General features: G+C 74.4%; 19 protein-coding genes. 9 read left to right on the plus strand and 10 right to left on the minus strand.

Annotated features, from left to right (window positions below):
• Position 1: 1 nt before the first annotated feature.
• The 3 genes from KIN34_RS07065 to KIN34_RS07075 all read left to right on the plus strand — a co-directional run bounded on the left by KIN34_RS07065 (position 2) and on the right by KIN34_RS07075 (position 3389).
• Positions 2-880: a branched-chain amino acid ABC transporter permease gene (locus KIN34_RS07065; RefSeq protein ID WP_214348548.1), complete on the plus strand. Its 879-nt coding sequence runs from the start codon at positions 2-4 to the stop codon at positions 878-880.
• On the plus strand, positions 877-1986 hold the full coding sequence (locus tag KIN34_RS07070) for an ABC transporter permease subunit (protein ID WP_214348551.1): 1110 nt from the start codon (positions 877-879) through the stop codon (positions 1984-1986). Before KIN34_RS07065 ends, KIN34_RS07070 begins: the two co-directional genes overlap by 4 nt.
• A 110-nt stretch (positions 1987-2096) precedes the next feature.
• Positions 2097-3389 carry an ABC transporter substrate-binding protein gene (locus KIN34_RS07075; protein WP_214348554.1) on the plus strand — a complete coding sequence of 431 codons (1293 nt, stop codon included), beginning with the start codon at positions 2097-2099 and terminating at the stop codon, positions 3387-3389.
• A gap of 114 nt (positions 3390-3503) precedes the next feature.
• Here KIN34_RS07075 and KIN34_RS07080 read toward each other — a convergent pair whose 3' ends face one another.
• Entirely contained in the window at positions 3504-4877 is a 1374-nt protein-coding gene (locus tag KIN34_RS07080; protein WP_214348557.1) for a family 43 glycosylhydrolase, read from the minus strand.
• Positions 4878-5105: 228 nt separating this feature from the next.
• Here KIN34_RS07080 and KIN34_RS07085 point away from each other — a divergent pair, with 228 nt between their 5' ends.
• The gene (locus tag KIN34_RS07085) at positions 5106-7088 is read left to right on the plus strand and encodes an RICIN domain-containing protein (RefSeq protein WP_214348560.1); all 1983 of its coding nucleotides are present in this window, start codon (positions 5106-5108) and stop codon (positions 7086-7088) included.
• Between the two features lie 54 nt (positions 7089-7142).
• Here the strand turns inward: KIN34_RS07085 and KIN34_RS07090 are convergent, their stop codons facing one another.
• The 5 genes from KIN34_RS07090 to KIN34_RS07110 form a co-directional block, all read right to left on the minus strand.
• Positions 7143-8753 carry an AMP-binding protein gene (locus tag KIN34_RS07090; protein WP_214348563.1) on the minus strand — a complete coding sequence of 537 codons (1611 nt, stop codon included), beginning with the start codon at positions 8751-8753 and terminating at the stop codon, positions 7143-7145.
• Positions 8754-8764: 11 nt separating this feature from the next.
• Complete coding sequence (locus KIN34_RS07095; protein ID WP_214348566.1) at positions 8765-9982, minus strand: acyl-CoA dehydrogenase family protein; 1218 nt, start codon at positions 9980-9982, stop codon at positions 8765-8767.
• Positions 9983-9995: 13 nt separating this feature from the next.
• Complete coding sequence (locus KIN34_RS07100) at positions 9996-11057, minus strand: phosphotransferase family protein (protein WP_214348569.1); 1062 nt, start codon at positions 11055-11057, stop codon at positions 9996-9998.
• Between the two features lie 126 nt (positions 11058-11183).
• Positions 11184-11633, minus strand: a complete 450-nt coding sequence (locus KIN34_RS07105) for an acyl-CoA thioesterase (RefSeq protein WP_214348572.1) — start codon at positions 11631-11633, stop codon at positions 11184-11186.
• On the minus strand, positions 11630-12355 hold the full coding sequence (locus tag KIN34_RS07110; RefSeq protein WP_214348575.1) for a QsdR family transcriptional regulator: 726 nt from the start codon (positions 12353-12355) through the stop codon (positions 11630-11632). The genes KIN34_RS07105 and KIN34_RS07110 overlap by 4 nt, the downstream gene beginning before the upstream one ends.
• 115 nt (positions 12356-12470) lie before the next feature.
• On the opposite strand from KIN34_RS07110, the gene KIN34_RS07115 reads away from it, so the two are divergent.
• Together KIN34_RS07115 and KIN34_RS07120 are read left to right on the plus strand one after the other, a co-directional pair.
• On the plus strand, positions 12471-13673 hold the full coding sequence (locus KIN34_RS07115; RefSeq protein ID WP_214348578.1) for an acyl-CoA dehydrogenase family protein: 1203 nt from the start codon (positions 12471-12473) through the stop codon (positions 13671-13673).
• A gap of 46 nt (positions 13674-13719) precedes the next feature.
• On the plus strand, positions 13720-14943 hold the full coding sequence (locus tag KIN34_RS07120) for an acetyl-CoA C-acetyltransferase (protein ID WP_214348581.1): 1224 nt from the start codon (positions 13720-13722) through the stop codon (positions 14941-14943).
• A 106-nt stretch (positions 14944-15049) separates the two neighbouring features.
• Here KIN34_RS07120 and KIN34_RS07125 read toward each other — a convergent pair whose 3' ends face one another.
• The 4 genes from KIN34_RS07125 to KIN34_RS17345 form a co-directional block, all read right to left on the minus strand.
• Positions 15050-15547 (minus strand): MaoC family dehydratase, encoded by a 498-nt coding sequence (locus tag KIN34_RS07125; protein ID WP_307858129.1) that lies wholly within the window; start codon positions 15545-15547, stop codon positions 15050-15052.
• Positions 15544-16341 (minus strand): 3-oxoacyl-ACP reductase FabG, encoded by a 798-nt coding sequence (gene fabG / locus KIN34_RS07130; RefSeq protein WP_307858130.1) that lies wholly within the window; start codon positions 16339-16341, stop codon positions 15544-15546. The genes KIN34_RS07125 and fabG overlap by 4 nt, the downstream gene beginning before the upstream one ends.
• A 108-nt stretch (positions 16342-16449) precedes the next feature.
• A complete protein-coding gene (locus tag KIN34_RS07135) occupies positions 16450-17562 on the minus strand; it encodes an alcohol dehydrogenase catalytic domain-containing protein (protein ID WP_214348584.1) in 1113 nt (370 codons plus the stop codon).
• A 106-nt stretch (positions 17563-17668) separates the two neighbouring features.
• Positions 17669-18541, minus strand: a complete 873-nt coding sequence (locus tag KIN34_RS17345; protein ID WP_214348587.1) for a DUF2599 domain-containing protein — start codon at positions 18539-18541, stop codon at positions 17669-17671.
• Positions 18542-18747: 206 nt separating this feature from the next.
• Here KIN34_RS17345 and purL point away from each other — a divergent pair, with 206 nt between their 5' ends.
• The 3 genes from purL to KIN34_RS07155 all read left to right on the plus strand — a co-directional run bounded on the left by purL (position 18748) and on the right by KIN34_RS07155 (position 24143).
• Positions 18748-21096: a phosphoribosylformylglycinamidine synthase subunit PurL gene (purL, locus tag KIN34_RS07145; protein WP_214348590.1), complete on the plus strand. Its 2349-nt coding sequence runs from the start codon at positions 18748-18750 to the stop codon at positions 21094-21096.
• Between the two features lie 115 nt (positions 21097-21211).
• A complete protein-coding gene (gene gdhA, locus KIN34_RS07150; protein WP_214348593.1) occupies positions 21212-22546 on the plus strand; it encodes an NADP-specific glutamate dehydrogenase in 1335 nt (444 codons plus the stop codon).
• An 85-nt stretch (positions 22547-22631) separates the two neighbouring features.
• Positions 22632-24143, plus strand: a complete 1512-nt coding sequence (locus tag KIN34_RS07155; RefSeq protein WP_214348596.1) for a glycoside hydrolase family 6 protein — start codon at positions 22632-22634, stop codon at positions 24141-24143.
• Positions 24144-24184 lie beyond the last annotated feature (41 nt).

Below are 24184 nucleotides of genomic sequence, written 5' to 3' on the forward strand. Positions count from 1 at the left end.
CATGGACAGGTTCGTCTTCCTGGTCGGCACCGGCGTCGCCCGGGGCGTCGTGCTCGCGCTGTTCGCGCTCTCGCTGGTGCTCATCTGGCGCTCGACGCGCATCGTCAACTTCGCCGCGGGAGCCATGGCGGTCGTGTGCTGCTACGTCGCGCTCGCGGTCACCACCGTCACGGGCAGCTACTGGCTCGGCCTGCTCGCGGCGGTCGCGTGCGGCGCGCTGCTCGGCGTGGGCGTGGAGCGCGGCGTGATGCGGTTCGCCTCCGACCGGTCGCCGCTGTCCGGCGTGATCCTCGCGGTCGGCGTGGTGATGATCCTGCAGGCGCTCGTCGGGATCGTCGCCGGACCGCAGTACCGGCCCGTGCCGACGCCGTTCGACGACCGGGCCCTGCAGGTGGCGGGGGTCCCGCTGCTGTCGCCCTACGACCTGTTCGTCGTGGTCGTCGCGCTGGCGCTGATGGGCGGCCTGCGGCTGCTGTTCGGCCGCACCACGCTGGGGCTGCAGCTGCGCGCCGCGGCCTTCGCGCCCGAAGTCTCGCGGCTGCTCGGCGTGCGGGTGGCGCGCATGCGCACGCTCGGCTGGGTGCTCGCGTCCGCCGTCGGCGGGCTGGCGGCGCTGCTCGCGGTGCCGGGCGGGCTGGGCCTCAACCCGCACGCGACGGACGCACTGTTCGTCGGGGCGTTCGCCGTCGCCGTGATCGGCGGGCTGGACTCGCCCGCCGGGGCCGTGGTGGGCGGTCTGCTCGTCGGCGTGGTCCTGACGCTGGTCACCGGCTACCTCGGCGCGGGCGTCGCGCCCGTCGCGCTCCTGATCCTGCTCGTCGTGGTGCTGGTGGTCCGGCCGACGGGGCTGTTCGCGACCGTGGAGGCGAGGCGGGTATGACCAGCTCGACGACGACGCGGGACGCCGCCCCGGCCGGTGACGAGGTGCGCGGGGCACTCCCGCGGGCAGCGCGGCCGCGGGTGCGCCGGACGGTCGCCCGGGCGGTGCTCGTGGTGCTCCTGGTGGTCGCGGGGACCTTCCTGCTCGACCCGTACCGCAACTACCTGCTCGCCCTCGTCGGGGCGTACCTGTGCGCCACGGCCGGCCTGGGGCTCCTGGTCGGCCGGTCCGGGCAGCTCTCGCTGGGGCACGCCGCGCTCATGGCCGCCGGCGGCTACGGCTACGCCCTGACCGCCGGTGCGGCCGCCGACCTGCCCGACGGGCTGCGGACCGTGCTCGGCCTGCTGGTCGCGGTGGTCGTCGCGGCCGTCGTCGGGCTGCTCGTCGGGCTCGCGGGCGCACGGCTGCACGGCCCGTACCTCGCGGGACTGACGCTCGCGCTGGTGATGGCGCTGCCCGCGATCACGACGACGGTGCCCGGCCTCGGCGGCGACCGCGGGCTGACCGTGCCGTTCCAGCCGGTTCCGGACGCGCTCGACGCCGTGATCGCGCTCGAGCAGTGGCAGGCGTGGGTGGTGGCCGTGGTCGCCGGTGTCGTCGTGACCGCGCTCGTGCTCGTCGACGCCGGGCGCACGGGGGTGCGCCAGCGCGCGGTCCGGGACGACGAGGTCGCGGCCGCGCTCGCGGGCGTGCCGGTCGGCCGCACCAAGGTGGTCGCGTTCGTGCTCTCCGCGGCCGCCGCGGGCGTCGGCGGCGCGCTGCTCTGCTTCGTCACGCAGAACGTCTCGCCCGGCGCGTTCACCGTCTCGCTGTCGCTCCTGCTCCTGGTCGGCGTCGTGGTGGGCGGCGTCGGTCGGCTCGCCGGCGCGGTGGTCGGCGCCGTCCTCGTCGTGGTGCTGCCCTGGCTCGTCTCGCTGCTCACCGAGGCGCTGCCGCTGGGCGCCGAGCTGGCCCGGCGCCTCGACGGCAACCTCGCGCTCCTGCTGTTCGGCGTGCTGCTCGTCGTGCTCACCGTGCTCGCGCCGGAGGGCGTGGCGGGCGCGGTCTCGCGTCGTCGCGCGGCACGTCGTCGTGCGGCGCGTCGTCCCGGACGGGAGGCCCCTTGACCGATCGAGGACCTGCGCACCACCTCCGACGCCGCACGTCATCCCGGCGGCCCCTCGCTCAGCCCTTCTCACAGCCCGCTCCACCCCTGCTACCCGAAGGACGGACGACGATGTCACGCTCCGCAGCACAGCAGCCCTTCACCCGACCGCGCGCGACCGCCGTCGCGGCCGTCGCCGCGCTCGCCCTCGGCGGCCTGGCGGCCTGCAGCACGCCCGAGGCCGAGGCCGCCGACACGCCCGGCGTCACCGACGACACGGTGACGATCGGGGCGCACACCCCGCTCACCGGTCCGGCCGCCGCGGGCTACAGCTCGATCTCGGCGGCCGCGACCGCGTACTTCGAGTACCTCAACGCGCAGGGCGGGATCCACGGCCGCTCGATCGAGTACGTCGTCAAGGACGACTCGTACAACCCGGCGACCACCTCGACGGTGGTGCGCGACCTGGTGCAGAACGAGGACGTGTTCGCGATCGTCAACGGCCTCGGCACGCCCACCCACCTGGCCGTGCTCGACTACCTCAACAAGCAGGGCGTGCCGGACCTCTTCGTCGCGTCCGGCTCGGCCTCGTTCAACCAGCCCGAGGCGATGCCCTGGACCTTCGGGTTCAACACCGACTACGTCACCGAGGGCAAGGTGCTCGCGCACTACGTGGCGGAGCAGCACCCGGACGAGACCTACTGCCTGCTGCGGCAGGACGACGAGTTCGGGGAGGACCTCGCGTCGGGCATCGGCCACGGCGTCGAGCTGGCGTCGGTCCAGACGTACGCGGTGTCCGACGACGACGTCACGGCGCAGATCGGCGCGATGCAGGCGGCGGGCTGCACCGTGAACTTCCTGGCGACCGTGAACGGCTTCACCGCCATGGCGATCGGCACCGCGGCGCAGATGAAGTACCCCGCGACGTGGGCGACGTCCTCGTCCGGCGGGGACTACCCGACCCTGGTCGGGTTCCTGGGCGAGGACCTCGGCCCGGTCCTGCTCGAGGGCCTGGTCTCGACCAACTACCTGCCCTTCGGGGCGTCGGACGAGTGGGTGACGCTCTTCCAGCAGGTGAACGACGAGTACAACGACGGGGCCCCGTTCACGGGCAACACCATCTACGGGATGTCCGTCGCGTACACGTTCGCGGAGGCGCTCCTGCGTGCCGGGGAGGACCCGACCCGCGACTCGTTGGTGGCGGCGCTGGAGTCCGGTGACGTCACCGGCAACGGGGTCCTGCCGCTCGCGTTCTCCGCCGACGACCACTCCGCGTTCCACGGCGCCGGCATCACCGAGGTGCACGACGGGGTGCAGGCCTACGTGGACGGGCAGGTGCTCACGACCGACGCGGCGGACGGGGGCGTGGAGCCGTTCGACGGCGCCGCGGTGCCCCTCGCGAACGCGGGCGTCCCGACCGAGTGAGCCCGGTCAGCACACCGGACGCCCAGCGCGCACACGCTGGGCGTCCGGTGCTGGTCGGCTGACGACCGGTCGGCTGACGACCGGTCGGCTGACGACCGGTCAGCCGACGACGGGTCAGCTGACGACCGGCCAGCCGGCGGAGTCCCAGCTCAGGCGGTTGATGCCGAGGCGGGCATCCCCGGCGTCGGTGTAGTAGTGGTAGAAGAGCACGGTCCCGTCGCCGTCGGTCAGCGTGGCCGAGTGCCCCGGGCCGTGGATCGAGCCGTGGCCCGCGAGGATCTGCGTGCCCCCGCCGTTGGTCAGGGCCGTGCCGTTGCGGTCGACGTACGGGCCGTTGACCGACGTCGACCGACCGACGGCGATGCGGTAGGTGCTGGCCGCGCCCTGGCAGCACGCGTCGAAGGAGACGAACAGGTAGTAGTACCCGCCGCGGTAGTAGATGTCCGGCGCCTCGATCCCGGCGCTGCGCGTGGCGAGCGACGTCATCGAGGTGCCCGAGCGCAGGCCGGTGGACGGGTTGATCGCGACGAGCTTGATGCCGGACCAGAACGACCCGAAGCTCAGCCACCAGCGGCCCTGCTCGTCCACGACGAGGTCGGGGTCGATCGCGTTGTAGCCGCTCGAGTCGGTGCTGGACACCACGAGGCCGCGGTTGGTCCAGGTGCCGGGGTTCCCGCTCGGGCTCGTGGCGAGGTAGATGCCGGAGATGGAGTGGCCGAACTGCTTGGACGCCGAGTAGTACAGGTAGAACTGGCCGTTGTGGTAGGACAGGTCCGGCGCCCACATGTCGCCCGTGGTGTACGCCGACGTCCAGGGGGTGCCGCCCGGGAAGGCGGCGCCGACGTCCCTCCAGGACGTGCGGTCCGACGAGGTCTTGAGCGGGACGCCGCGGCCCGTGGTCGCGACGAGGTACGTGCCGTCGGGGCGCTTCACCACGGTCGGGTCGTGCGCCCACGTCGCGCCGGTGACCGCGCCCGGACCCGGGTACGACGAGGGGGTCGACCACCGCTGGTTCGTGGCGCCGGTGCAGGTCCACAGCAGGACCGCGGTGCCGTTGGCGGTCCGGCGCCCGTCGACGTCGAGGCACAGGCCGGACTGCGTGTGGACCAGGCTCCCGTTCGCGCCCCAGGCGAACCGCTGGTTGGCGCCGCCGGTGCAGCTCCAGGAGATCAGCGCGGTCCCGGCGGTGGTGCCCCAGTTCAGGGCGTCGAGGCACCGGGTGCCGTCGAACGTCCGCAGCTCACCGGCCGACGTGAGCGTCCAGCCCTGCCCGGCGACGCCGTTGCAGTCCCAGATCTGGATGTTCGCGCCGGGCGTCGCGTCGTTGCCGGCGACGTCGAGGCAGCGCCCCGACTGCGCGGACACGAGCGGGGTGCCGGCGGCCTGCGCGGCGGGTGCGAGCGCCGTGACCGCCGTCCCGGCGACCAGGGCCGCGATCGCGGACAGGGAGACCAGCCGGCGCAGCCGGCCGAGGCGTGGTGGGGTCATGGGTGTTCCTCCGTGACGTCGCTGTGACGGGGTCCTGACGACTCGGCGCGAGTGCGCCGTGTTAGCGCTCACAATCCCACCCGTGCGGTTCGCGCGGCACTACCGAAACGTTTTTCCTCGGCGCCGGGGAGTAATCGGTTCGGACCGTTGACGCGCCCGCGCGGGCGGTGGTCGTCTTCGCAGACCTGCGGCATGTGTGCGCTCACATCGATGGAGAGGACCACCCACATGACTTCCCGCCACCTCGTCGGCCCGGCCGCGAGACCTCCGGCGCGCGAGCTCGCGCCGCCCGCCCCGCGTGCTGCACGCGGGGCGGCGCGTCCCGTCGTGCCGCCGCTCGTCGCGCTGCTCCTCGCTGCGGCCCTCGCGGTCGTCGCTCTGCTCGTCGCGCCCGGCCCCGCGGCCCGCGCCGTCGGCGAGGACACGGTGCGCAACCCGCTGCTCGCCGACGGTGCGGACCCGTGGCTGCAGTTCCACGACGGCAACTACTACCTCGCCACGACCACGTGGAGCTCGCAGCTGGTGATGCGCAAGGCTCCGACGCTCGCAGGGCTGCGCACCGCCGCGCCGGTCCACGTCTGGTCGGAGACCGCCGCGGACAGCGGGTTCAACTTCTGGGCGCCCGAGTTCCACCGGCTGAACGGCCCGAACGGGACGCGCTGGTACCTGATGTACACCGCGGGGACCAGCGCCAACCTCGACGGCCAGAAGCTCCGGGTCCTGGAGAGCGCCGGCGACGACCCGATGGGTCCGTACGCGTTCAAGAGCACGCCGATGCCGTCGACCTGGAACATCGACGGCACGTACCTGACCGTCGGCAGCCAGCTCTACCTGCTGTGGTCCGAGTGGCAGGGGCCCGACCAGAGCATCTGGATCTCGCGGATGACCAACCCGTGGACCGTCACCGGCTCGCGCGTGCTGATCTCGCGGCCGACGTACGCCTGGGAGACCCAGGGCGGCCGGACCAACGAGGCGCCGGAGGTGATCCAGCGGAACGGCCGGACGCACGTCGTGTTCTCGGCGAGCTCCTGCAACACCCCGGACTACAAGCTGGGCCTGCTGACCCTCACCGGCGGCGACCCGATGTCCGCGTCGTCGTGGACCAAGCGGTCGACGCCGGTGCTCCAGACGGGCAACGGCGTCTACGGCCCGGGCCACAACGGGTTCTTCCGGTCGCCCGACGGGACGCAGGACTGGCTGGTGTACCACGGCAACGCGAGCAGCAGCCAGGGGTGCGGCAGCACGCGCTCGACCCGCGTCCAGCCCTTCACCTGGGCGTCGGACGGGACCCCGAGCTTCGGCTCGCCGGTGTCGACGTCGACCGACCTCGCCGTGCCGTCAGGGGAGAAGGGGCCGCTCACGGCGGCTGTCGAGGGCGTGGCGTACACGCTCGTGAACCGCAGCACGGGCCGCTGTGCCGGCGTGGCGGGCGGCTCCGGGGCGGACGGCGCGAACATCGCGCAGTACGGCTGCGACCCGACGTCGAGCCGCTGGGTGCTGGACCCCACCGCGGACGGCTACTACCGGCTCGTGAACAAGTCGAGCAACAAGGTCGTCGACGTCGCGAGCTGCGGGTCGGCGGACGGCACCGCGGTGCGCCAGTGGGCCTGGCTCGACAACGCGTGCCAGCAGTGGCAGGTCACGCCGACCTCCGACGGCTGGTCGCGGCTGACCAACCGCGCGACCGGCAAGGTGCTCGACCTCGACTCCTGCGGGGCCGCCGACGCCACCGACATCCGGATCTGGACCTCGAACGGCACGGCCTGCCAGCAGTGGCGGCTCGCGCCGTCCGGCACCGTCGCCGTGGTGAGCAGCCAGAGCGGCAAGGTCGTCGACGTCGCCGACTGCTCCACCGCGAACGGGGCGTCCGTGCGCTCGTGGCCCTGGAACGGCGCCGCGTGCCAGCGGTGGACGTTCGCGCACACCGACAACGGCTACTACCGCCTGCGGCCGGAGTCCGCACCGGGCAGCTGCCTGGTCGTGGCGGGCGGCTCGACGGCCGACGGGGCCGCGCTCCAGCAGGGCTCCTGCTCGGCGTCGGGGAGCCAGTGGCGGATCGAGCCGCTCGCCGACGGCTCGGTGCGCCTGGTGGCGCGGCACAGCGGCAAGGCGCTCGACCTGGCGGGCTGCGGGCTGTCCACCGGGAACGCGCTGGTCCAGTGGTCGTGGCTGGACAACATCTGCCAGCGCTACACGCTGCGCGCGCTGTGACGCGGGCGGCGCCCGGCCGGTCGCGGACCAGACCGTGACGGCCGGGCGCCGCTCTCAGCGCGGCACGGGCGCGGGGGAGTACGTGGCGACGAGCTCGCGCTTCAGCACCTTGCCGGATCCGCCGAGCGGCAGCGTCTCGGTCAGGTGCACCACGCGCGGGAACTTGTACGCCGCGACGCGGGAGCTGGTGAACTCGACGATCTCCTCCGCCGTGGCCTGCCGGCCCGGCATGAGGACCACCGCGGCGTGCACCTCCTGGCCGCGCTGCTCGTCGGGCACCCCGAAGACCGCCGCCTGCGCGACCGCCGGGTGCCGCACCATCACGTCCTCGATCTCGGTGGGGTACACGTTGTAGCCGTTGCGGACGATCATGTCCTTCTTGCGGTCGACGATCGTGACGACGTCGTCCGCGGTCATGGTGCCCAGGTCGCCGGTGCGGAACCAGCCGTCGACGACGACCTCGGCCGTGGCCTCCGGGCGGCCCAGGTAGCCCTTGAACAGGTTGTGGCCGCGGACCACGACCTCGCCGAGCACGTCCGGGCCGAGCAGCTCGATCCGGTCCTCGACGTCCGGGTCGGCGATCGCGACCTCGACGCCCCAGATGGGCCGGCCGACCGTCCCGGGCCGGATCGGCTCGCCCACGTGGTTGAAGGACACCGTCGGGGCCGTCTCGGTCAGGCCATAGCCCTCGTGGACGCTCGCGTCGAACGCGTTCTCGAAGGCCTCGAGGAGCGCGAGGGGGAGGGCGGCTCCGCCGGAGACGGCGTACTTGAGCGTCGGCCGCACCGCCGACCGTTCCGCCGCCTGCACCAGCCCCAGGAACATCGTCGGGACGGCCGTGAAGATCGTCGCGCCGTGCTCGACCATCTGCTCGAGCGCCTCGTCGGGGTCGAACCGCGGCAGCAGCAGCACCGCGGCCCCGACGCGGAAGCACGTGTTGAGGACGGCCGACTGGCCGAAGGTGTGGAAGAACGGCAGCCCGCCGAACACGACGTCGTCGGGCCGGACGTCCCCCGCGTCGATCAGCGTGACGTGGACCTGCTCGACCAGGGCGAGGTGCGTGGCCACCGCGCCCTTGGGGCGTCCGGTGGTGCCGGACGTGTAGAGGATGGTGGCGGGGGCCAGGGGGTTGACCGACGCGTACCGCGCGATCGGCGCGGCCCGTCCCGCCTCGTCCTCCAGCCGCGGCGCGGGGACCGCGGCCGCGTGCTCGTCGGGCACCAGGACGGTGACCACCGGCACCCCCGCGGCCGCGGCGGCGGGCAGCGCCTCGGCGAGCATGGGCGCGGCCGCGACCAGCAGCGTCGCCCCCGAGTCGCGCAGGACGTACTCGATCTCCTCCGCCTTGAACAGCAGGTGCACGGGCACGACGACCGCCCCCAGCGCGAGCACGCCGTAGTACGTCCGCGCGAAGTCCGGCACGTTGGGCACCAGCAGCGCGACGCGGTCGCCCGGACCGACCCCGCGGTCCCGCAGCGCGCCCGCGTACGCCCGGGTCTGGTCCCACAGCTCGCCGTAGCGCACGTGCCGGCCACCGATGACGAACGCCGTCCGCTCGGGCTTGCGCCGCGCGGTCTCGGCGAGGATCGCGGCCACGGACAGCGTGCCGTGGCCGGGCCCAGTCAGGGCGTCGTCGGCCGGGGGCACGTTCGGTGCCTCGCTCATGGTGCGTCCTTTCACGTCGTGGCCGGGCGGGGCGCCAGCTCCGCCTTGCCGAGGGAGGAGAGGTGGACCTCGTCGGGACCGTCGGCCAGGCGCAGCGCCCGGGCCCCGGCCCACATCGCGGCCAACGGCTGGTCCTGGGACAGGCCGGCCGCGCCGAAGAGCTGGATCGCGTGGTCGACGATGCGCTGCACCGCGCTCGGCACCGCGATCTTGATGGCCTGGATCTCGGTCATCGCCGCCTTGTTGCCGACGGTGTCCATGAGCCAGGCGGTCTTGAGCACCAGGAGGCGCAGCGACTCGATCTCGATGCGCGCGCGGGCTGCCCACTCCCGGACCACCCCGCGCTCGGCCAGGGGCCGGCCGAACGTCGACCGGGAGCCCGCGCGCTCGCGGACCAGGTCCAGCGCGCGCTCCGCCGTGCCCAGCGCGCGCATGCAGTGGTGGATCCGGCCCGGACCGAGCCGCGCCTGCGCGATCGCGAAGCCGTCACCGGGGCCGCCCAGGATCGCGTCCGCCGGCACCCGGACGTCCTCGAACGCGAGCTCGGCGTGGCCGCCGTGGTCGCGGTCGTCGTACCCGAGCACCGTCAGCGGGCGCACCACCCGCACCCCCGGGGCGTCGCGCGGCACCAGGACCATGCTCTGACGGCGGTGGCGCGGCGCCTCGGGGTCCGTCAGGCCCATCACGACGAGCAGGCGCGCGTCGGGGTTCATCGCGCCCGTGGACCACCACTTGCGCCCGGTGACCACCCACTCGTCGCCCTCGCGCCGGATGCGCGTCGCGATCTGGTTCGCGTCGGAGGACGCCACGCCCGGCTCCGTCATGCAGAACGCCGACCGGATGCGCGCGTCGAGCAGCGGCTCGAGCCACCGCTCGCGCTGCTCGGGGGTGCCGAACTCGGCCAGGAGCTCCATGTTGCCGGTGTCCGGGGCGGCGCAGTTCGTCGCCACCGGGCCCAGCGGCATGCTGCGGCCCAGGACCTCGGCGACCGGGGCGTACTGCAGCTGGGTCAGCCCCGCGCCGTGCTCTCCCGGCAGGAACAGGTTCCACAGGCCCTCGGCGCGCGCCCGCTCCTGGAGGTCGGCCACCACCGGCGGGAACGTCCACGCGTCCGGCGCCTCGGCGAGCTGCCGGGCCAGGACCGGCTCGGCCGGCAGGACGTGCGACTCGACGAACGCGCCCGCCTGCGCCACCAGCGCGCGGGTGCGGGCGTCGTGGGCGAAGTCCATGGGTCTCCCTCCGTCAGCGCACGCCGGTGCGTGCCACGTGGGCGAGGCCGTCCCGCGCGAGCGGGACGACGAGGTCGCCGATGGTGTCGAAGCCCGTCCCGACGGTCTCGCCCGCCCGGAACCGGAAGTGCACGCCCTCGAGGATCACGGCGAGCTTGTACGCGGCGAACGCGCGGTACCAGTGCAGGTCGGGGATCCGGACGCCCCGGTGCTCGGCGTACGCGTCGAGCAGCTCCGCGAACGGCGGGTACCCCGCGGCCGGGTCGACCGCCGAGGCGCCCGCTCCCGGCGCGACCTCGCGGATCGCCCAGTACATGCCGAGCATGCCGACGTCGACCAGCGGGTCGCCCAGCGTCGACATCTCCCAGTCGAGGATCGCCGAGATGCGCGGCCCCGCGGGCTCTCGCACGACGAGGGCGTTGTCGAGCCGGTAGTCGCCGTGCACCAGCGCCGGGCGGTCGGAACCGGGCACGTCGACGCGGAGGCGCTCCTGCAGCTCGTCGAGCTCGGGGAGTGCCCGCGAGCGCGAGCCGTCGTACTGCTTGCCCCACCGCACGAGCTGGCGGGCCAGGAACCCGTCCGGCCGGCCGAGGTCCGCCAGTCCCACCCGCGCCGGGTCGAGCGTGTGCAGCTCCGCGAGCAGGCGTGCGAGCTCGCGGCTCACGTCGCGCAGGCCGTCCGGCGTGAACGCGGCGTTCTGCTCGGGGCTCGCCAGCGCCTGGCCGGGCACCCGCGACATCAGGTAGAAGGGCGTGCCCGTGCCGGCCGTGCCGTCGGCGTCGTCGTGCAGCGCCAGGGCGCGGGGGACCGGCACCGGCGTGGGGCCGAGCGCGCTGATGACCCGGTGCTCGCGCGCCATGTCGTGCGCCGTCGCCTGGACGTGGCCGAGCGGGGGCCGCCGCAGCACCAGCGGCACCGCCGCTCCGTCGACCCGGTAGGTGAGGTTGGACCGGCCCCCGGTGAGCAGGCTCGCGGTGAGCGTGCCGCTCCCGGCGAGCCCGGGGTGCGTCCGCCGCAGCCAGGCCTGCAGCCGCGCGACGTCGAGGCCGGGCGGGGTGCCCGGAGCATCGGTCATCCTCGACCACCTCGTCGTCGTCCGGGCTCGGCCGGGCGCCATCGCCCGCTGCCCAGCAGCATACCGCGCGGTCGGTATGTGGGGAACCCGGGAGCTGTCCGGCGCATGTCGTGACGTCGCGCCGGGTCAGGGGGTCACGACGAGCTCGCGCTCGATCGCGGCGCGCAACGGCTCCGGGATCGGCGCGGGCCGTCGCGAGACGGCGTCGACGAAGACGTGCACGAACCGGCCGGTGGCCGCGAGCGCGGGCTCCGGGCCGGGCTGCCCGGGCTCTGCCGGCTCCGGTACCGCGCTGATGCCCAGCTCCCAGGTCACGCTCGTCCGGCCGACGCGGGCGGCGCGCAGGCCGATGCGCAGCGACTGCGGGAACGAGACCGACGCCCGGTACTCGCACGACGACGACGCGCACACGGCGATGTGCTCGCCCCCGCGCGGGTCCAGCCCGGCGCGCACCAGCCAGCGGTTGATGGCGGTGTCCATGGCCTCGTAGTAGACGGCGTTGTTCACGTGGCCGTACTGGTCGTTGTCGTTCCACCGCGTCGGGACGACGGCGTGGTGGCCGTAGCGCTCCGTCACGCCGCACCTCCCGGTGCGTCGGGACGCAGGACCAGCTCGAACGCCGCGCGGGCGCGCTCGACGGACGGTGCGTCGCCGGTGATGAGGTCGGCGTACGTGAAGGACTCCGAGATGCGGACCAGCAGGTAGGCCAGGTCGTGCGGCGGGACGCGGCCGAAGGGCCGCTCGCCGAGCTCGTCGCGGACCAGCTTCTCCGCGACCGCGACGTAGCGCCGCTGGATCTCGCTCTCGTTCGTCGTGAGCAGGCGCAGCGCGCGGGCCGGCTCGCGGCGCAGGAAGTCGCGGAAGTAAGGCGCGGCGATCAGGTCGCGGACGAACGCGGTGAGGACCGCGACCACGCGGTCGGCGCCCCGGCGGTCCCGTGCGGTGGCGTCCGCCTGCGAGAGCGTGGGGACGGCGAGGGACCACAGCACCTCGGAGAGCAGGCTGTCGCGGTTGCCGACCCACCGGAACAGCGAGGTGCGGTCGATGCCGATGCGCAGCGCGAGCCGCCCCATGTCGATGCGCTCCCCGGCGATGAACGTCTCCCGCGCCAGACGGAACGCGTGGACCGCGTCCGGGTGCGCACCGTCCTCGAGCCGCTGCGAGAGCCAGGAGGGCGCGGCGGCCGTGCCCGCGCGGGCGAGGTCCGTGCCGTGCGTGCCGGGCGCGTGGGGCTCGTCGGGCGGGGCTCCCGTGCGGGCCTCCGGGGCGGGTCCCGCGCTCGTCGTCGAGGTCGGCATGGACCGCACTCTAGACCTGACGGCGGTCGATGGTGCAACATTCCTGAAAATGATGCACGCTGTGGGACGGGACCGGCGACGCACGCCGGCGATCGACGACGATCGGAGACGAGCGATGACCGACACCCTCCTGGCGCCCGCGGTGCCCGAGACCCTGCACGCCGACTTCTACGGCTTCCAGGCGGACCTCACGCCCGTCGAGCAGGACGCGGCGCTGCGGCTGCGCGAGCTGCTCGAGCGGGAGGTCCGCCCCATCGCGAACGACTACTGGGCGCGGGCCGAGTTCCCGCACCAGGTCGTGCAGCCGCTCGCGCGGTTCGGCGCGTTCGGCGCGTTCATCCCCGAGGTGGCGCGGTTCGAGAACAGCGCGGTCTACCGCGGCTGGGCGGGCATGGAGCTCGGCCGCGTCGACGCGTCGACGTGCACCTTCGTCGGCGTGCAGTCCGGACTCGCGATGGGCGCGATCCACGTCGGCGGATCCCGGGAGCAGCGGGAGGAGTGGCTGCCCGCGATGGCCGACGGCACGGTGATGGGCGCGTTCGGGCTGACCGAGCCGCTGTCCGGCTCCGACACCGCGCGCGGCCTGCGCACCACCGCGCGGCGCGACGGCGACCGGTGGGTGCTCAACGGCGCCAAGCGCTGGATCGGGAACGCCACGTTCTCCGACATCACGGTGGTCTGGGCGCGGGACGTCGCGGACCAGCAGGTCAAGGGGTTCCTCGTGCGGCGGGGGACGCCCGGGTTCACCACGTCCAAGATCGAGGGCAAGCAGGCGCTGCGGATCGTGCAGAACGCCGACATCACGCTCGAGGACGTCGTCGTCCCCGAGTCCGACCGCCTGCCCGAGGTCCACTCGTTCCGCGAGGTCGCGATCGTCCTGCGGCTCACCCGGGCCGAGGTCGCGTGGCAGGCGATCGGCGTCGCGGTGGGCGCGTACGAGGCCGCGGTGCGCTACGCCGGCGAGCGCGAGCAGTTCGGCAAGACGATCGCGCACTACCAGATCGTCCAGGACCGGCTCGCCTCCTGCCTCGGCAACATCACGGCGTGCATCGCGATGTGCATGCAGGTCTCGCGCATGCAGGACGAGGGCCGGCAGCGCGACGAGCACGCGGCGCTCGCCAAGAGCTTCGTCACGACGAGGATGCGCGAGGTCGTCGCGTGGTGCCGCGAGCTGCTGGGCGGCAACGGCATCACGCTCGAGCACGGCGTCGCCCGGTACTTCGCGGACGCCGAGGCCGTGTACTCGTTCGAGGGCACGCGCGACATGAACCAGCTCATCGTCGGGCGGTCGATCACGGGCGTCTCCGCGTTCGTCTGACCGCCCGCCCCAGCCCGGAACCCGCACCCACGACAGGAGGACGACCGTGCCCGAGGCCTACATCGTCGCCGCCGCCCGCTCACCGATCGGCCGCGCGTTCAAGGGGTCGCTGCGCGAGCTGCGTGCCGACGACCTCGCCGCGACCATGGTGCGCGCGGCGCTCGACCAGGTCCCCGACCTCGACCCGACGCGCATCGACGACCTGATGCTCGGCTGCGGCATGCCCGGCGGCGAGCAGGGGATGAACATGGCGCGCGTCGTCGCGGTCCTCGCCGGGCTCGACGGCGTGCCGGGTACCACGGTGAACCGGTACTGCTCGTCGAGCCTGCAGACCACGCGCATGGCGCTGCACGCGATCAAGGCCGGTGAGGGCGACGTGTTCGTCTCCGCGGGCGTCGAGCTGGTCAGCAGGTACGCGCGGGGGCACGCCGACTTCATCCCCGGCGAGGACCTGACCAACCCGCGGTTCGCGCACGCGACCGCGCGCACCTCGACCGCCGCCGAGGGCGGCACCACCTGGCGCGACCCGCGCGAGGACGGCGAGCTGCCGGACGTGTACGTCGCGATGGGGCAGACCGCGGAGAACGTCGCCCAGCTCACCGGGACCTCGCGGCGCGAGCAGGACGAGTACGCGGCGCTCTCGCAGCAGCGCGCGCAGGAGGCGGTCGCGAGCGGCTTCTGGTCCCGCGACATCACCCCCGTCACGCTCCCCGACGGCACGGTGGTCGCGGCCGACGACGGGCCGCGGGCGGGCGTCACGGTCGACACGCTGTCCGCGCTCGAGCCGGTGTTCCGGCCGGACGGCACCGTGACGGCGGGCAACTGCTGCCCGCTCAACGACGGCGCCGCGGCGCTCGTCGTCGTGAGCGACCGGGTGGTCGAGGACCTGGGCCTGACGCCCCTGGCCCGCATCGTCTCGACCGGCGTCAGCGGGCTCTCGCCCGAGATCATGGGGCTCGGCCCGGTCGAGGCGAGCCGGCGTGCTCTCGCGCTCGCGGGGCTGACGATCGACGACGTCGACCTGGTCGAGATCAACGAGGCGTTCGCCGCGCAGGTGCTGCCGTCCGCCAAGGAGATCGGGGTGGACCTCGAGCGGCTCAACGTCCACGGCGGCGCGATCGCGGTGGGCCACCCGTTCGGCATGACGGGTGCGCGCATCACGACGACGTTGATCCACGGGCTCCAGGAGCGCGACGGCCGCTACGGCCTCGAGACCATGTGCGTCGGCGGCGGCCAGGGCATGGCGATGGTCCTGGACCGCGCCGTCTGACCCCGTCCGAAGCCCGCGACCCCGTGATCTCTCCGGCTCTGACGCTCCAGAGCCGGAGAGATCACGGGGTCGCGGTGGGTTGTGCGGGTGGGACTAGCGGGTGGGACTAGCGGGCGGGACCAGCGGGTGGGGGTGGGGCGGGGACGACGAGCGTGATGGTGCGGGCGACGACGGCCGGCTTGTCGGCGCCCTCCAGGTCCACGACCACGTCGGAGAGCACCCGGGTGCCCGCGGGCGTCGGCTCGACGCCGACCACCGTCGTCGTCGCCCGCACGCGCGACCCCGCGCGGACCGGGCTGACGAACCGGACCTTGTCGAGCCCGTAGTTGACCACCATCGCGGCGCCCTCGACCGCCAGCAGCCCGTCGGTGAGGGCGGGGACCAGCGAGAGCGTCAGGAACCCGTGCGCGACGGTCGCGCCGAAGGGTCCCGCCGCCGCGCGCACCGGGTCGACGTGGATCCACTGGTGGTCCGCCGTCGCGTCGGCGAACTGGTCGATCCGGTCCTGGGACACGGTGAACCAGTGCCCGGTCGCGCTGCGCCCGACGACGTCGGGCAGCGCGGCCACGGACGGCGCCGCGATCACCTGCAGCGGCCCGTTCACGAGCGCGGCCCGCCCGCGACGTAGAGCACCTGGCCGGAGACGAACGAGGCCTCGGGTGAGCAGAAGAACGCCACCGCGGCGGCGACGTCCTCCGGCCGTCCGGCGCGGCGCACCGGCGTCTGCTCCGCCGCGGCGGCGACGAAGTCCGCGAACGGCACCCCGATCCGCTCGGCCGTCGCGCGCGTCATCTCGGTCGCGACGAACCCGGGCGCGACCGCGTTCACGGTCACGCCGAACGGCCCCAGCTCGAGCGCGAGCGTCTTGGTGAGCCCCTGCATCCCGGCCTTGGCCGCCGCGTAGTTCGCCTGGCCGCGGTTGCCGAGCGCGGAGGTGCTCGACAGGTTCACGACGCGCCCCCAGCGGGCCGCGGTCTGGTGCCGCTGCACCGCGCGGCTCATGAGGAACGCGCCGCGGAGGTGGACCCGGAGCACGGCGTCCCAGTCGTCGGCCGACATCCTGAACAGCAGGTCGTCCCGCAGGATCCCGGCGTTGTTGACCAGGACCGTGGGCGGACCGAGCTCGGCGGCGACCCGCTCGACGGCGGCGCCGACCGCGGTCTCGTCGCCCACGTCGGCGCTGACCGCGAGCGCGTCGCCGCCCGCGTCGGCGATCGCGTCGGCGGTCTGCTGGGCGTCGCTCAGGGACAGGTCCACGACGGCGACCCGGTGGCCGTCGGCCGCCAGCCGCATCGCGGTGGCGGCGCCGATCCCGCGGGCGCCCCCGGTGACGATCGCGGTCCGCACGTCGGGCGGGGTGGGCTCGGCGGGTGCTGCGGGCTGTGCTGGTGCGGTCACGGTGGCGTCCTCTCGTGGGTCCCGCTCGGGCGGATCGGCTCGGGCGGGTCGGTCGGTGGGTCCGGTGGTCGGAGCGGTCAGGTGGTCCGGCTCGTCGGACCGGGTCCGTCAGAAGGTGATGAGCTGGCGCAGCTCGTGCCCGGTGGCGAGCCGATCCATCGCGACGTCGAGCTCGTCGAGCCGGATGCGCCCCGACACCAGCGCGTCGAGCGGCAGCCGGCCCTCTCGCCAGAGGTCGACGTACCGGGGGATGTCCCGTGCGGGCACGGCGGACCCCAGGTAGGACCCGACGACCGTGCGCGCCTGGGCCGTCAGCGTCAGCGGGCTGACCTGCGCCCGGGCGTCGGGGGCGGGGAGGCCGACGGTGACGGTGGTGCCGCCCGGGGCGGTGAGGGCGAGCGCCGTCTCGAACGCCCGCGCGCTGCCGGCGGCCTCCACGACGACGCCGGCGAGCAGGCCGTCGTCGAGCGCGGTCTGCGAGGCGAGCGCTCCGTGGGCTCCGAGCGCGAGAGCGGTCGCGAGCTTGTCGGGGACCGCGTCGACCCCCACCACCTCGTGCCCGCTCGCCAGCGCGACGAGCAGCGCCGCCATGCCGACGCCGCCGAGCCCGACGACGACGACGCGCTCGCGCGGCGCGGGGCGCCCCGCGTTGAGCACGGCGCCGCCGCCGGTCAGTACCGCGCAGCCCAGGAGCGCCGCGGCCTCGGCCGGCACCTCGCGCGAGACCGGGACCACCGAGGTGCGGCTGACCACGGCGTGCGTCGCGAACGCCGAGACGCCGAGGTGGTGGTGCACGTCCTCGTCGCCCGCCGCGCCCGCGCGGTGCAGGCGCCGGTGGCCGCCGACGAGGGTGCCCGCCGCGTTCGCCGCGCTCCCCACCCGGCACGGCAGCCGGCCGTCCGTCGCGCACTCGGGACACGCGCCGCAGCGCGGCAGGAACGTCATGACGACGCGCTCGTCGGGCCGCACGTCCACCACGCCCGGACCGACGCGCTCGACCACGCCCGCCGCCTCGTGCCCCAGCAGCATCGGGGTGGGCCGCTCGCGGCTGCCGTCCACGACGGAGAGGTCCGAGTGGCACACCCCGGCGGCCTCGATCCGGACCAGGAGCTCGCCCGGCCCCGGACCGTCGAGCTCGAGCGGTCCCACGGTGAACGGCCGCGACGTGGCGAACGGCGCGGCCGAGCCGGTCCGCTCCAGGACGGCACCCAGGATCTCCACGTCGCTCCCTCCGGCGGACCTCGTCGTCCGTCCACACCATACCGACCGGGCGGTATGGTGTCACGCCCGCCCCGATGACCACGGCGTCACGGCGGCGACGGGAGGATCAGGTGGGGTTGCAGCGGGCGACGAGCACCTCGAGCGGACCGACGTCCGGGCGCCACGGCTCCAGGTTCCACGTCGCCTTGTCCGGCGCGCCGAGCTGGTGGCACGCGAGCTGGTCGCGCATCGTCGAGGTGCCGGCCTCCGGCTCTGCGGCGACGACCTGGGCGGGCACGAGCTCGTCGGCCGCCAGCCCGCCGCTCCGCGCCCAGTCCGACGGCGTGACGGCGAGCGAGCGGCCGCCCTCCCGCTCGCCCCAGTCCAGGTCCTCGACCATCGTCGTCGCCAGCCAGACGCCGGCGGTCCCGTCGCCGCGCAGCTCGAGCACGTCGCCGTCCCCGGTCAGTCGGCCCGCGCCGGTCGCGGACAGCCCCGCGACGGGCGCGTCGCCCCGGCGCACGACGACCGTGCCGTCGAGCAGCAGGTCGAGGTCGAGGGGTGCGGCGGCCGCGACGAGCAGGGTCGGGGACGTCGCGGACGCGGTCGCGCCGGCGTCGTCCGCCGCCGGCTCCCACCGCGCGCTGCCGTCGTCCTGCGTCCTCGGCTCGCCCGCGTGCGGTGCTACGGGCAGCACGACGAGCGTGACGTCCCCGGACGTGAGCGGGACGCCGTCCCGTAGCACGCGCTCGCGCAGCTCGGAGGTGTTCTCGCCAGGGCTCTCGACGGGGCTCCCCGCGGCGGACGACGGCTCGGGATCCGGCGCCGGTCTCGTCGTGCTCGTGCTCGTGCTCGTCGTGCTCGTGCTCGTCGGGACCCTGTCCCGCGCGGTCCCGCCGCCGAGGCCGCATCCGGAGGCGACGACGAGCGCGACGGCGGCCAGCGCGCCGGCCGCCACGGCCCGGCGGCGGCCGCCGACGCTGGGCGCGGTCCGGTGCACGCGGCCGACCGTAACCGACGGCCGTCACCGACCGCCGCAGCCGACCGCCGCGGCCGACCGCCGCAGAACACCGTCGCCGGGCGCCCGCGCGGGTGGACACGGGTCGGGAGACGTCCGGTGCGTCGGTATCCTGGCCCCGTCCGCCGACGACGGCCGCGCGCCCTGCCGACAGCACGGGCCGCGTGCGATCTCGCCCTAGGGAACCGATGACCTCCGCACCCGCGCGCCCCAGCAGCGACCAGCACTACGACACCGTCGAGGACGCGGCGGCGACGCCCGACCTCGCGCAGCCGTTCGCGGAGCTGGGCCTCAAGCCCGACGAGTACCAGCGCATCCGCGACATCCTGGGCCGCCGCCCCACGGCCGCCGAGCTGGCGATGTACTCGGTGATGTGGTCGGAGCACTGCTCGTACAAGTCCTCCAAGAACCACCTGCGCCAGTTCGGGGACAAGACGACGCCGGCGATGAAGGAGCACCTGCTCGTCGGCATCGGCGAGAACGCGGGCGTCGTCGACATCGGCGACGGCTGGGCCGTGACGTTCAAGGTCGAGTCGCACAACCACCCGTCCTACGTCGAGCCGTACCAGGGCGCGGCCACGGGCGTCGGCGGCATCGTGCGCGACATCATCTCGATGGGCGCCCGCCCGGTCGCGGTGATGGACCAGCTGCGGTTCGGGGCGGTCGACCACCCGGACACCGCGCGCGTGGTGCACGGCGTCGTCGCCGGGGTGGGTGGCTACGCCAACTCCCTCGGCCTGCCGAACATCGGCGGCGAGCTCGTGTTCGACGCCTGCTACCAGGGCAACCCGCTGGTCAACGCGCTGTGCCTGGGCGTGCTGCGGCACGAGGACATCCACCTCGCCAACGCCTCGGGCGCGGGCAACAAGGTGGTGCTGTTCGGTGCGCGCACCGGCGGCGACGGCATCGGCGGCGCCTCGATCCTCGCGAGCGAGACGTTCGACGACACCAAGCCGTCCAAGCGCCCGTCGGTGCAGGTCGGCGACCCGTTCATGGAGAAGGTGCTCATCGAGTGCTGCCTCGAGCTGTACGCCGCGCGCGTGGTCGAGGGCATCCAGGACCTCGGGGCGGCCGGCATCTCCTGCGCGACGAGCGAGCTCGCCTCCAACGGTGACGGCGGCATGCACGTCGACCTCGAGAACGTGCTGCTGCGCGACCCCACGCTGACCGCCGGCGAGATCCTCATGTCGGAGTCGCAGGAGCGCATGATGGCGGTCGTCACGCCGGACAAGCTCGACGAGTTCCTCGCCATCACCGGCAAGTGGGACGTCGAGACCGCGATCATCGGCGAGGTGACCGGCTCGGGCCGGCTCACCATCGACCACCACGGCCACCGGATCGTGGACGTGGACCCGAAGACCGTCGCGCACGAGGGTCCGGTCTACGACCGGCCGTACGCGCGGCCGGCGTGGCAGGACGGGCTGAACGCCGACACCGCCGCGTCGCTCGAACGGCCGACGAGCGCCGACGGCCTCCGCGCGACCGTGCTGCGGCTGCTCGGCTCGCCCAACCTCGCGTCCAAGGAGTGGGTGACCCGGCAGTACGACAGGTTCGTCCAGGGGAACACCGCGCTCGCGCAGCCCGACGACTCGGGCGTGGTCCGCGTCGACGAGAGCACCGGGCTCGGCGTCGCGCTCGCGACCGACGCGAACGGCCGCTACGGCAAGCTCGACCCGTACACGGGCGCCCAGCTGGCGCTCGCGGAGGCGTACCGCAACGTCGCGACCACGGGTGCCCGTCCGCTCGCGGTGACGGACTGCCTCAACTTCGGCAGCCCCGAGCACCCGGACTCGATGTGGCAGCTCGTCGAGGCGATCCGTGGCCTGGCCGACGCGTGCCAGACCCTCGAGGTGCCCGTGACCGGCGGCAACGTCTCGCTCTACAACGGCACCGGCGAGCCCGGCAAGATCGACTCGGCGATCCACCCGACGCCCGTCGTCGGCGTCCTCGGCGTGCTCGACGACGTCGCGGACGCGGTGCCGTCCGGCTGGACCGCGCCGGGCCAGGCGGTCTACCTGCTCGGCACCACGCGTGCGGAGCTCGACGGCTCGGCCTGGGCCGACGTCGTGCACGGCCACCTGGGCGGACTGCCGCCGGCGGTCGACCTGGCCGCCGAGCGTCGCCTGGCGGCGGTGCTCCAGAACGCCGCCCGCGACGACCTGGTCGACGCCGCGCACGACCTGTCGGAGGGAGGCCTCGCGCAGGCTCTCGTCGAGTCGTCGCTGCGGTTCGGCGTGGGCGTGCAGGTCAGCCTGGACGCGCTGTGCGAGCGGGACGGGGTGACGCCGTTCGAGGCGCTGTTCTCCGAGTCCACGGCGCGCGCGCTCGTCGCGGTGCCGCGCTCGGAGGAGGTCCGCCTCGCGGACCTGTGCGTCGCCCGCGGCGTCCCGGCCCTGCGGATCGGCCAGACGGCCGAGGTCGCGTCGTCGGGGGACGACGAGGCGGGGGCCGCCGTCGAGGTCGAGAGGCTCTTCACGATCCCGCTGACCGAGGCCCGCGAGACGTTCGAGGCCACGCTCCCGCGCCACTTCGGCTGATCCGGGGACCAGCCGACGCGGCCCGACCGCAGGTCGGGCCGTCCGGAGGGCGGCGCCGGCCGACGGCTACGCTCGCGTGGTCCTCCCCGGATCGCTGAGCAGAGCGGAGCCGATCATGAAGGTCCAGCTGGAGCGCGCCCTCGAGCAGGTGCTCGCGCGCAACCCCGGTGAGCGCGAGTTCCACCAGGCGGTGCTCGAGGTGTTCGACAGCCTCGGCCCCGTGCTCGCCAAGAACCCGCAGTACGTCGACGGCGCGGTGCTCGACCGGCTCTGCGAGCCCGAGCGCCAGATCATCTTCCGGGTGCCGTGGGTCGACGACGCGGGTCGCGTGCAGATCAACCGTGGCTTCCGCGTCGAGTACAACTCGGCGCTCGGCCCGTACAAGGGCGGGCTGCGCTTCCACCCGTCGGTGTACCTGGGCATCGTGAAGTTCCTGGGCTTCGAGCAGGTGTTCAAGAACGCGCTCACGGGCATGCCGATCGGCGGCGGCAAGGGCGGTTCCGACTTCGACCCCCGCGGCAGGTCCGACGGCGAGGTCATGCGGTTCTGCCAGTCGTTCATGACCGAGCTGTACCGGCACGTCGGCGAGCACACCGACGTGCCCGCGGGTGACATCGGCGTGGGCGGCCGCGAGATCGGCTACCTGTTCGGGCAGTACAAGCGCATCACCAACCGCTACGAGGCGGGCGTGCTCACCGGGAAGGGGCTGACCTGGGGCGGTTCGCTCGTCCGCAAGGAGGCGACGGGCTACGGCACCGTGCTCTTCGCGCAGAGCATGCTCGCGACGGCCGGCGAGGCCTTCGACGGCCGCCGCGTCGTCGTCTCCGGCGCCGGCAACGTCGCGCTGTACGCGATCGAGAAGGCGCAGCAGCTCGGCGCGCACGTGGTCGCCTGCTCGGACTCGTCGGGCTACGTGCTGGACGAGAAGGGGATCGACCTCGACCTCCTGCGCCAGGTGCGGGAGGTCGAGCGCGAGCGCGTGTCCGTCTACGCCGAACGTCGCGGCGCGACGTACGTGCCCGGGCGCCGGGTGTGGGAGGTCGGGGCGCACGTCGCGCTGCCGTGCGCCACGCAGAACGAGCTCGACCAGGACGACGCGCGCGCGCTCCTGGCCTCGGGGGTCCGCGTGGTCGCGGAGGGCGCCAACATGCCGACGACGCCGGAGGCCGTCGCCCTCCTGCAGGAGGGTGGCGTGCTGTTCGCGCCCGGCAAGGCGGCCAACGCGGGCGGCGTCGCCACCTCGGCGCTCGAGATGCAGCAGAACGCGAGCCGGGACTCCTGGACGTTCGAGCACACCGAGGCGCGGCTGGCCGAGATCATGGGCGACATCCACGACCGCTGCCTGGCGACGGCCGACGAGTACGGCGTGCCGGGCTCCTACGTCGCGGGCGCCAACATCGCGGGTTTCGTCCGTGTCGCCGACGCCATGCTGGCGCAGGGCGTCGTCTGACCCGCACGACCGGCGGGCACGGCCGATCGGGTGATCGCCCTTGCCCGGGCTGAAGATCGGTCCGCCGGGTGCCGCAGTCACCCTCATGGGTGACGCACGGGTGGGGTCCGACGAGCGTGCGCGCACCGGCCGACGCGCCGTCGCGTCCGCGGTGGCGGCGAGGGGTCTGCTGGGCGTGCTCGGCGGCGTGCTGCTGCTGACGGCGTGCACCGGCGACGGCCCGGCGCAGCGCGACCCGCAGGCGGCGACGCCGACGGCCGCCGCGACCCGCTCGTCGGGCTCGTCGGGCTCGTCGGCCACCACGGACGACGGGGCGGACGACGCCGACGCCCCGTGCACGGTGACCTACTCCGTCGGCAACGCGTGGCCGGACGGCTTCGGTGCGCGCGTCGAGGTCACCAACGACGGCCCCTCGCGGGAGGACTGGGTCCTGGCGTGGGAGTTCGACGCGGGCCAGGAGATCACCGAGTCGTGGGAGGCGCAGGTCGAGCAGGACGGCGCGCGCGTGACCGCGGCGGCGCCCACCTGGGCGCCGACCTTGGCGCCCGGCGCGCGCGCGTCGTTCGGCTTCAACGCCTCGTGGAGCGGTGAGAACCCGGACCCGACGCGGTTCACGCTCGACGGCGACCCGTGCACGGTCGTGGTCGTGAGCGGCGAGTACGTCGACGACGACACGACCGACGACACGGCGGACGACACGACCGACGACACGGCCGACGACACGACTGACGACACCGGCGGCGGCGCGGGTGAGGCGGTCGGCGGGCTGTACGTGGGCGACGGCACGCAGGCGCTGACGGCCTGGGCGGCGGCGACCGGGACGGACAAGGAGCTCCTCGCGGCGATCGCGCACACACCGCAGGCGACGTGGCTCGGCTCGTGGACCGACGCGGCGGGGGCCCGGGACCAGGCGGCGCGCGTGACCGGTGCCGCCGCCGACGCCGGCTCGACCGCCGTGCTCGTCGTGTACGCCGTCCCCGGCCGTGACTGCGGTCTGCACTCCGCGGGCGGCGTCGCGGCCGGCGAGTACGTCCGCTGGGTCGAGACGGTCGCTGACGGCGTCGAGGGCCACCCGATCGTGGTGCTCGAGCCGGACGCGCTCGCCCAGCTCGGCGACTGCGACGGCCAGGGCGACCGCGTCGGCTACCTGGCCGCCGCGGCGCGCGCGCTCGACGCGGCCGGGGCGAGGGTCTACCTCGACGCGGGCCACTCGGGATGGCACCCCGCCGCGGAGACCGCGCGCCGGATCGAGCGCGTCGGCACCGAGCACCTGGCCGGGTTCGCGCTCAACACGTCGAACTACCAGACGACGGCCGACGAGCGCGCGTACGGCGAGCAGGTCGCCGGCCTGCTCGACGGGCTCGGCTTCGTGGTCGACACCTCGCGCAACGGCAACGGCAGCAACGGCGAGTGGTGCAACCCGCGGGGCCGCGCGCTGGGCGATCCGCCGCGCCTGGTCGACGACGGCACCGCGCTCGACGCGCTGCTGTGGGTCAAGGCGCCGGGCGAGTCGGACGGTGCGTGCAACGGCGGCCCGGCGGCCGGTCGGTGGTGGCAGGAGATGGCGCTCGAGCTCGCGCGCAACGCGCGTCCCTGAGCGCCCGCGCACGGAAATCGTTCGGACGACGAGCCCCGCGG

The organism is Cellulomonas fulva (genome assembly GCF_018531375.1).
GTDB classification, from domain to species: domain Bacteria; phylum Actinomycetota; class Actinomycetes; order Actinomycetales; family Cellulomonadaceae; genus Cellulomonas; species Cellulomonas fulva.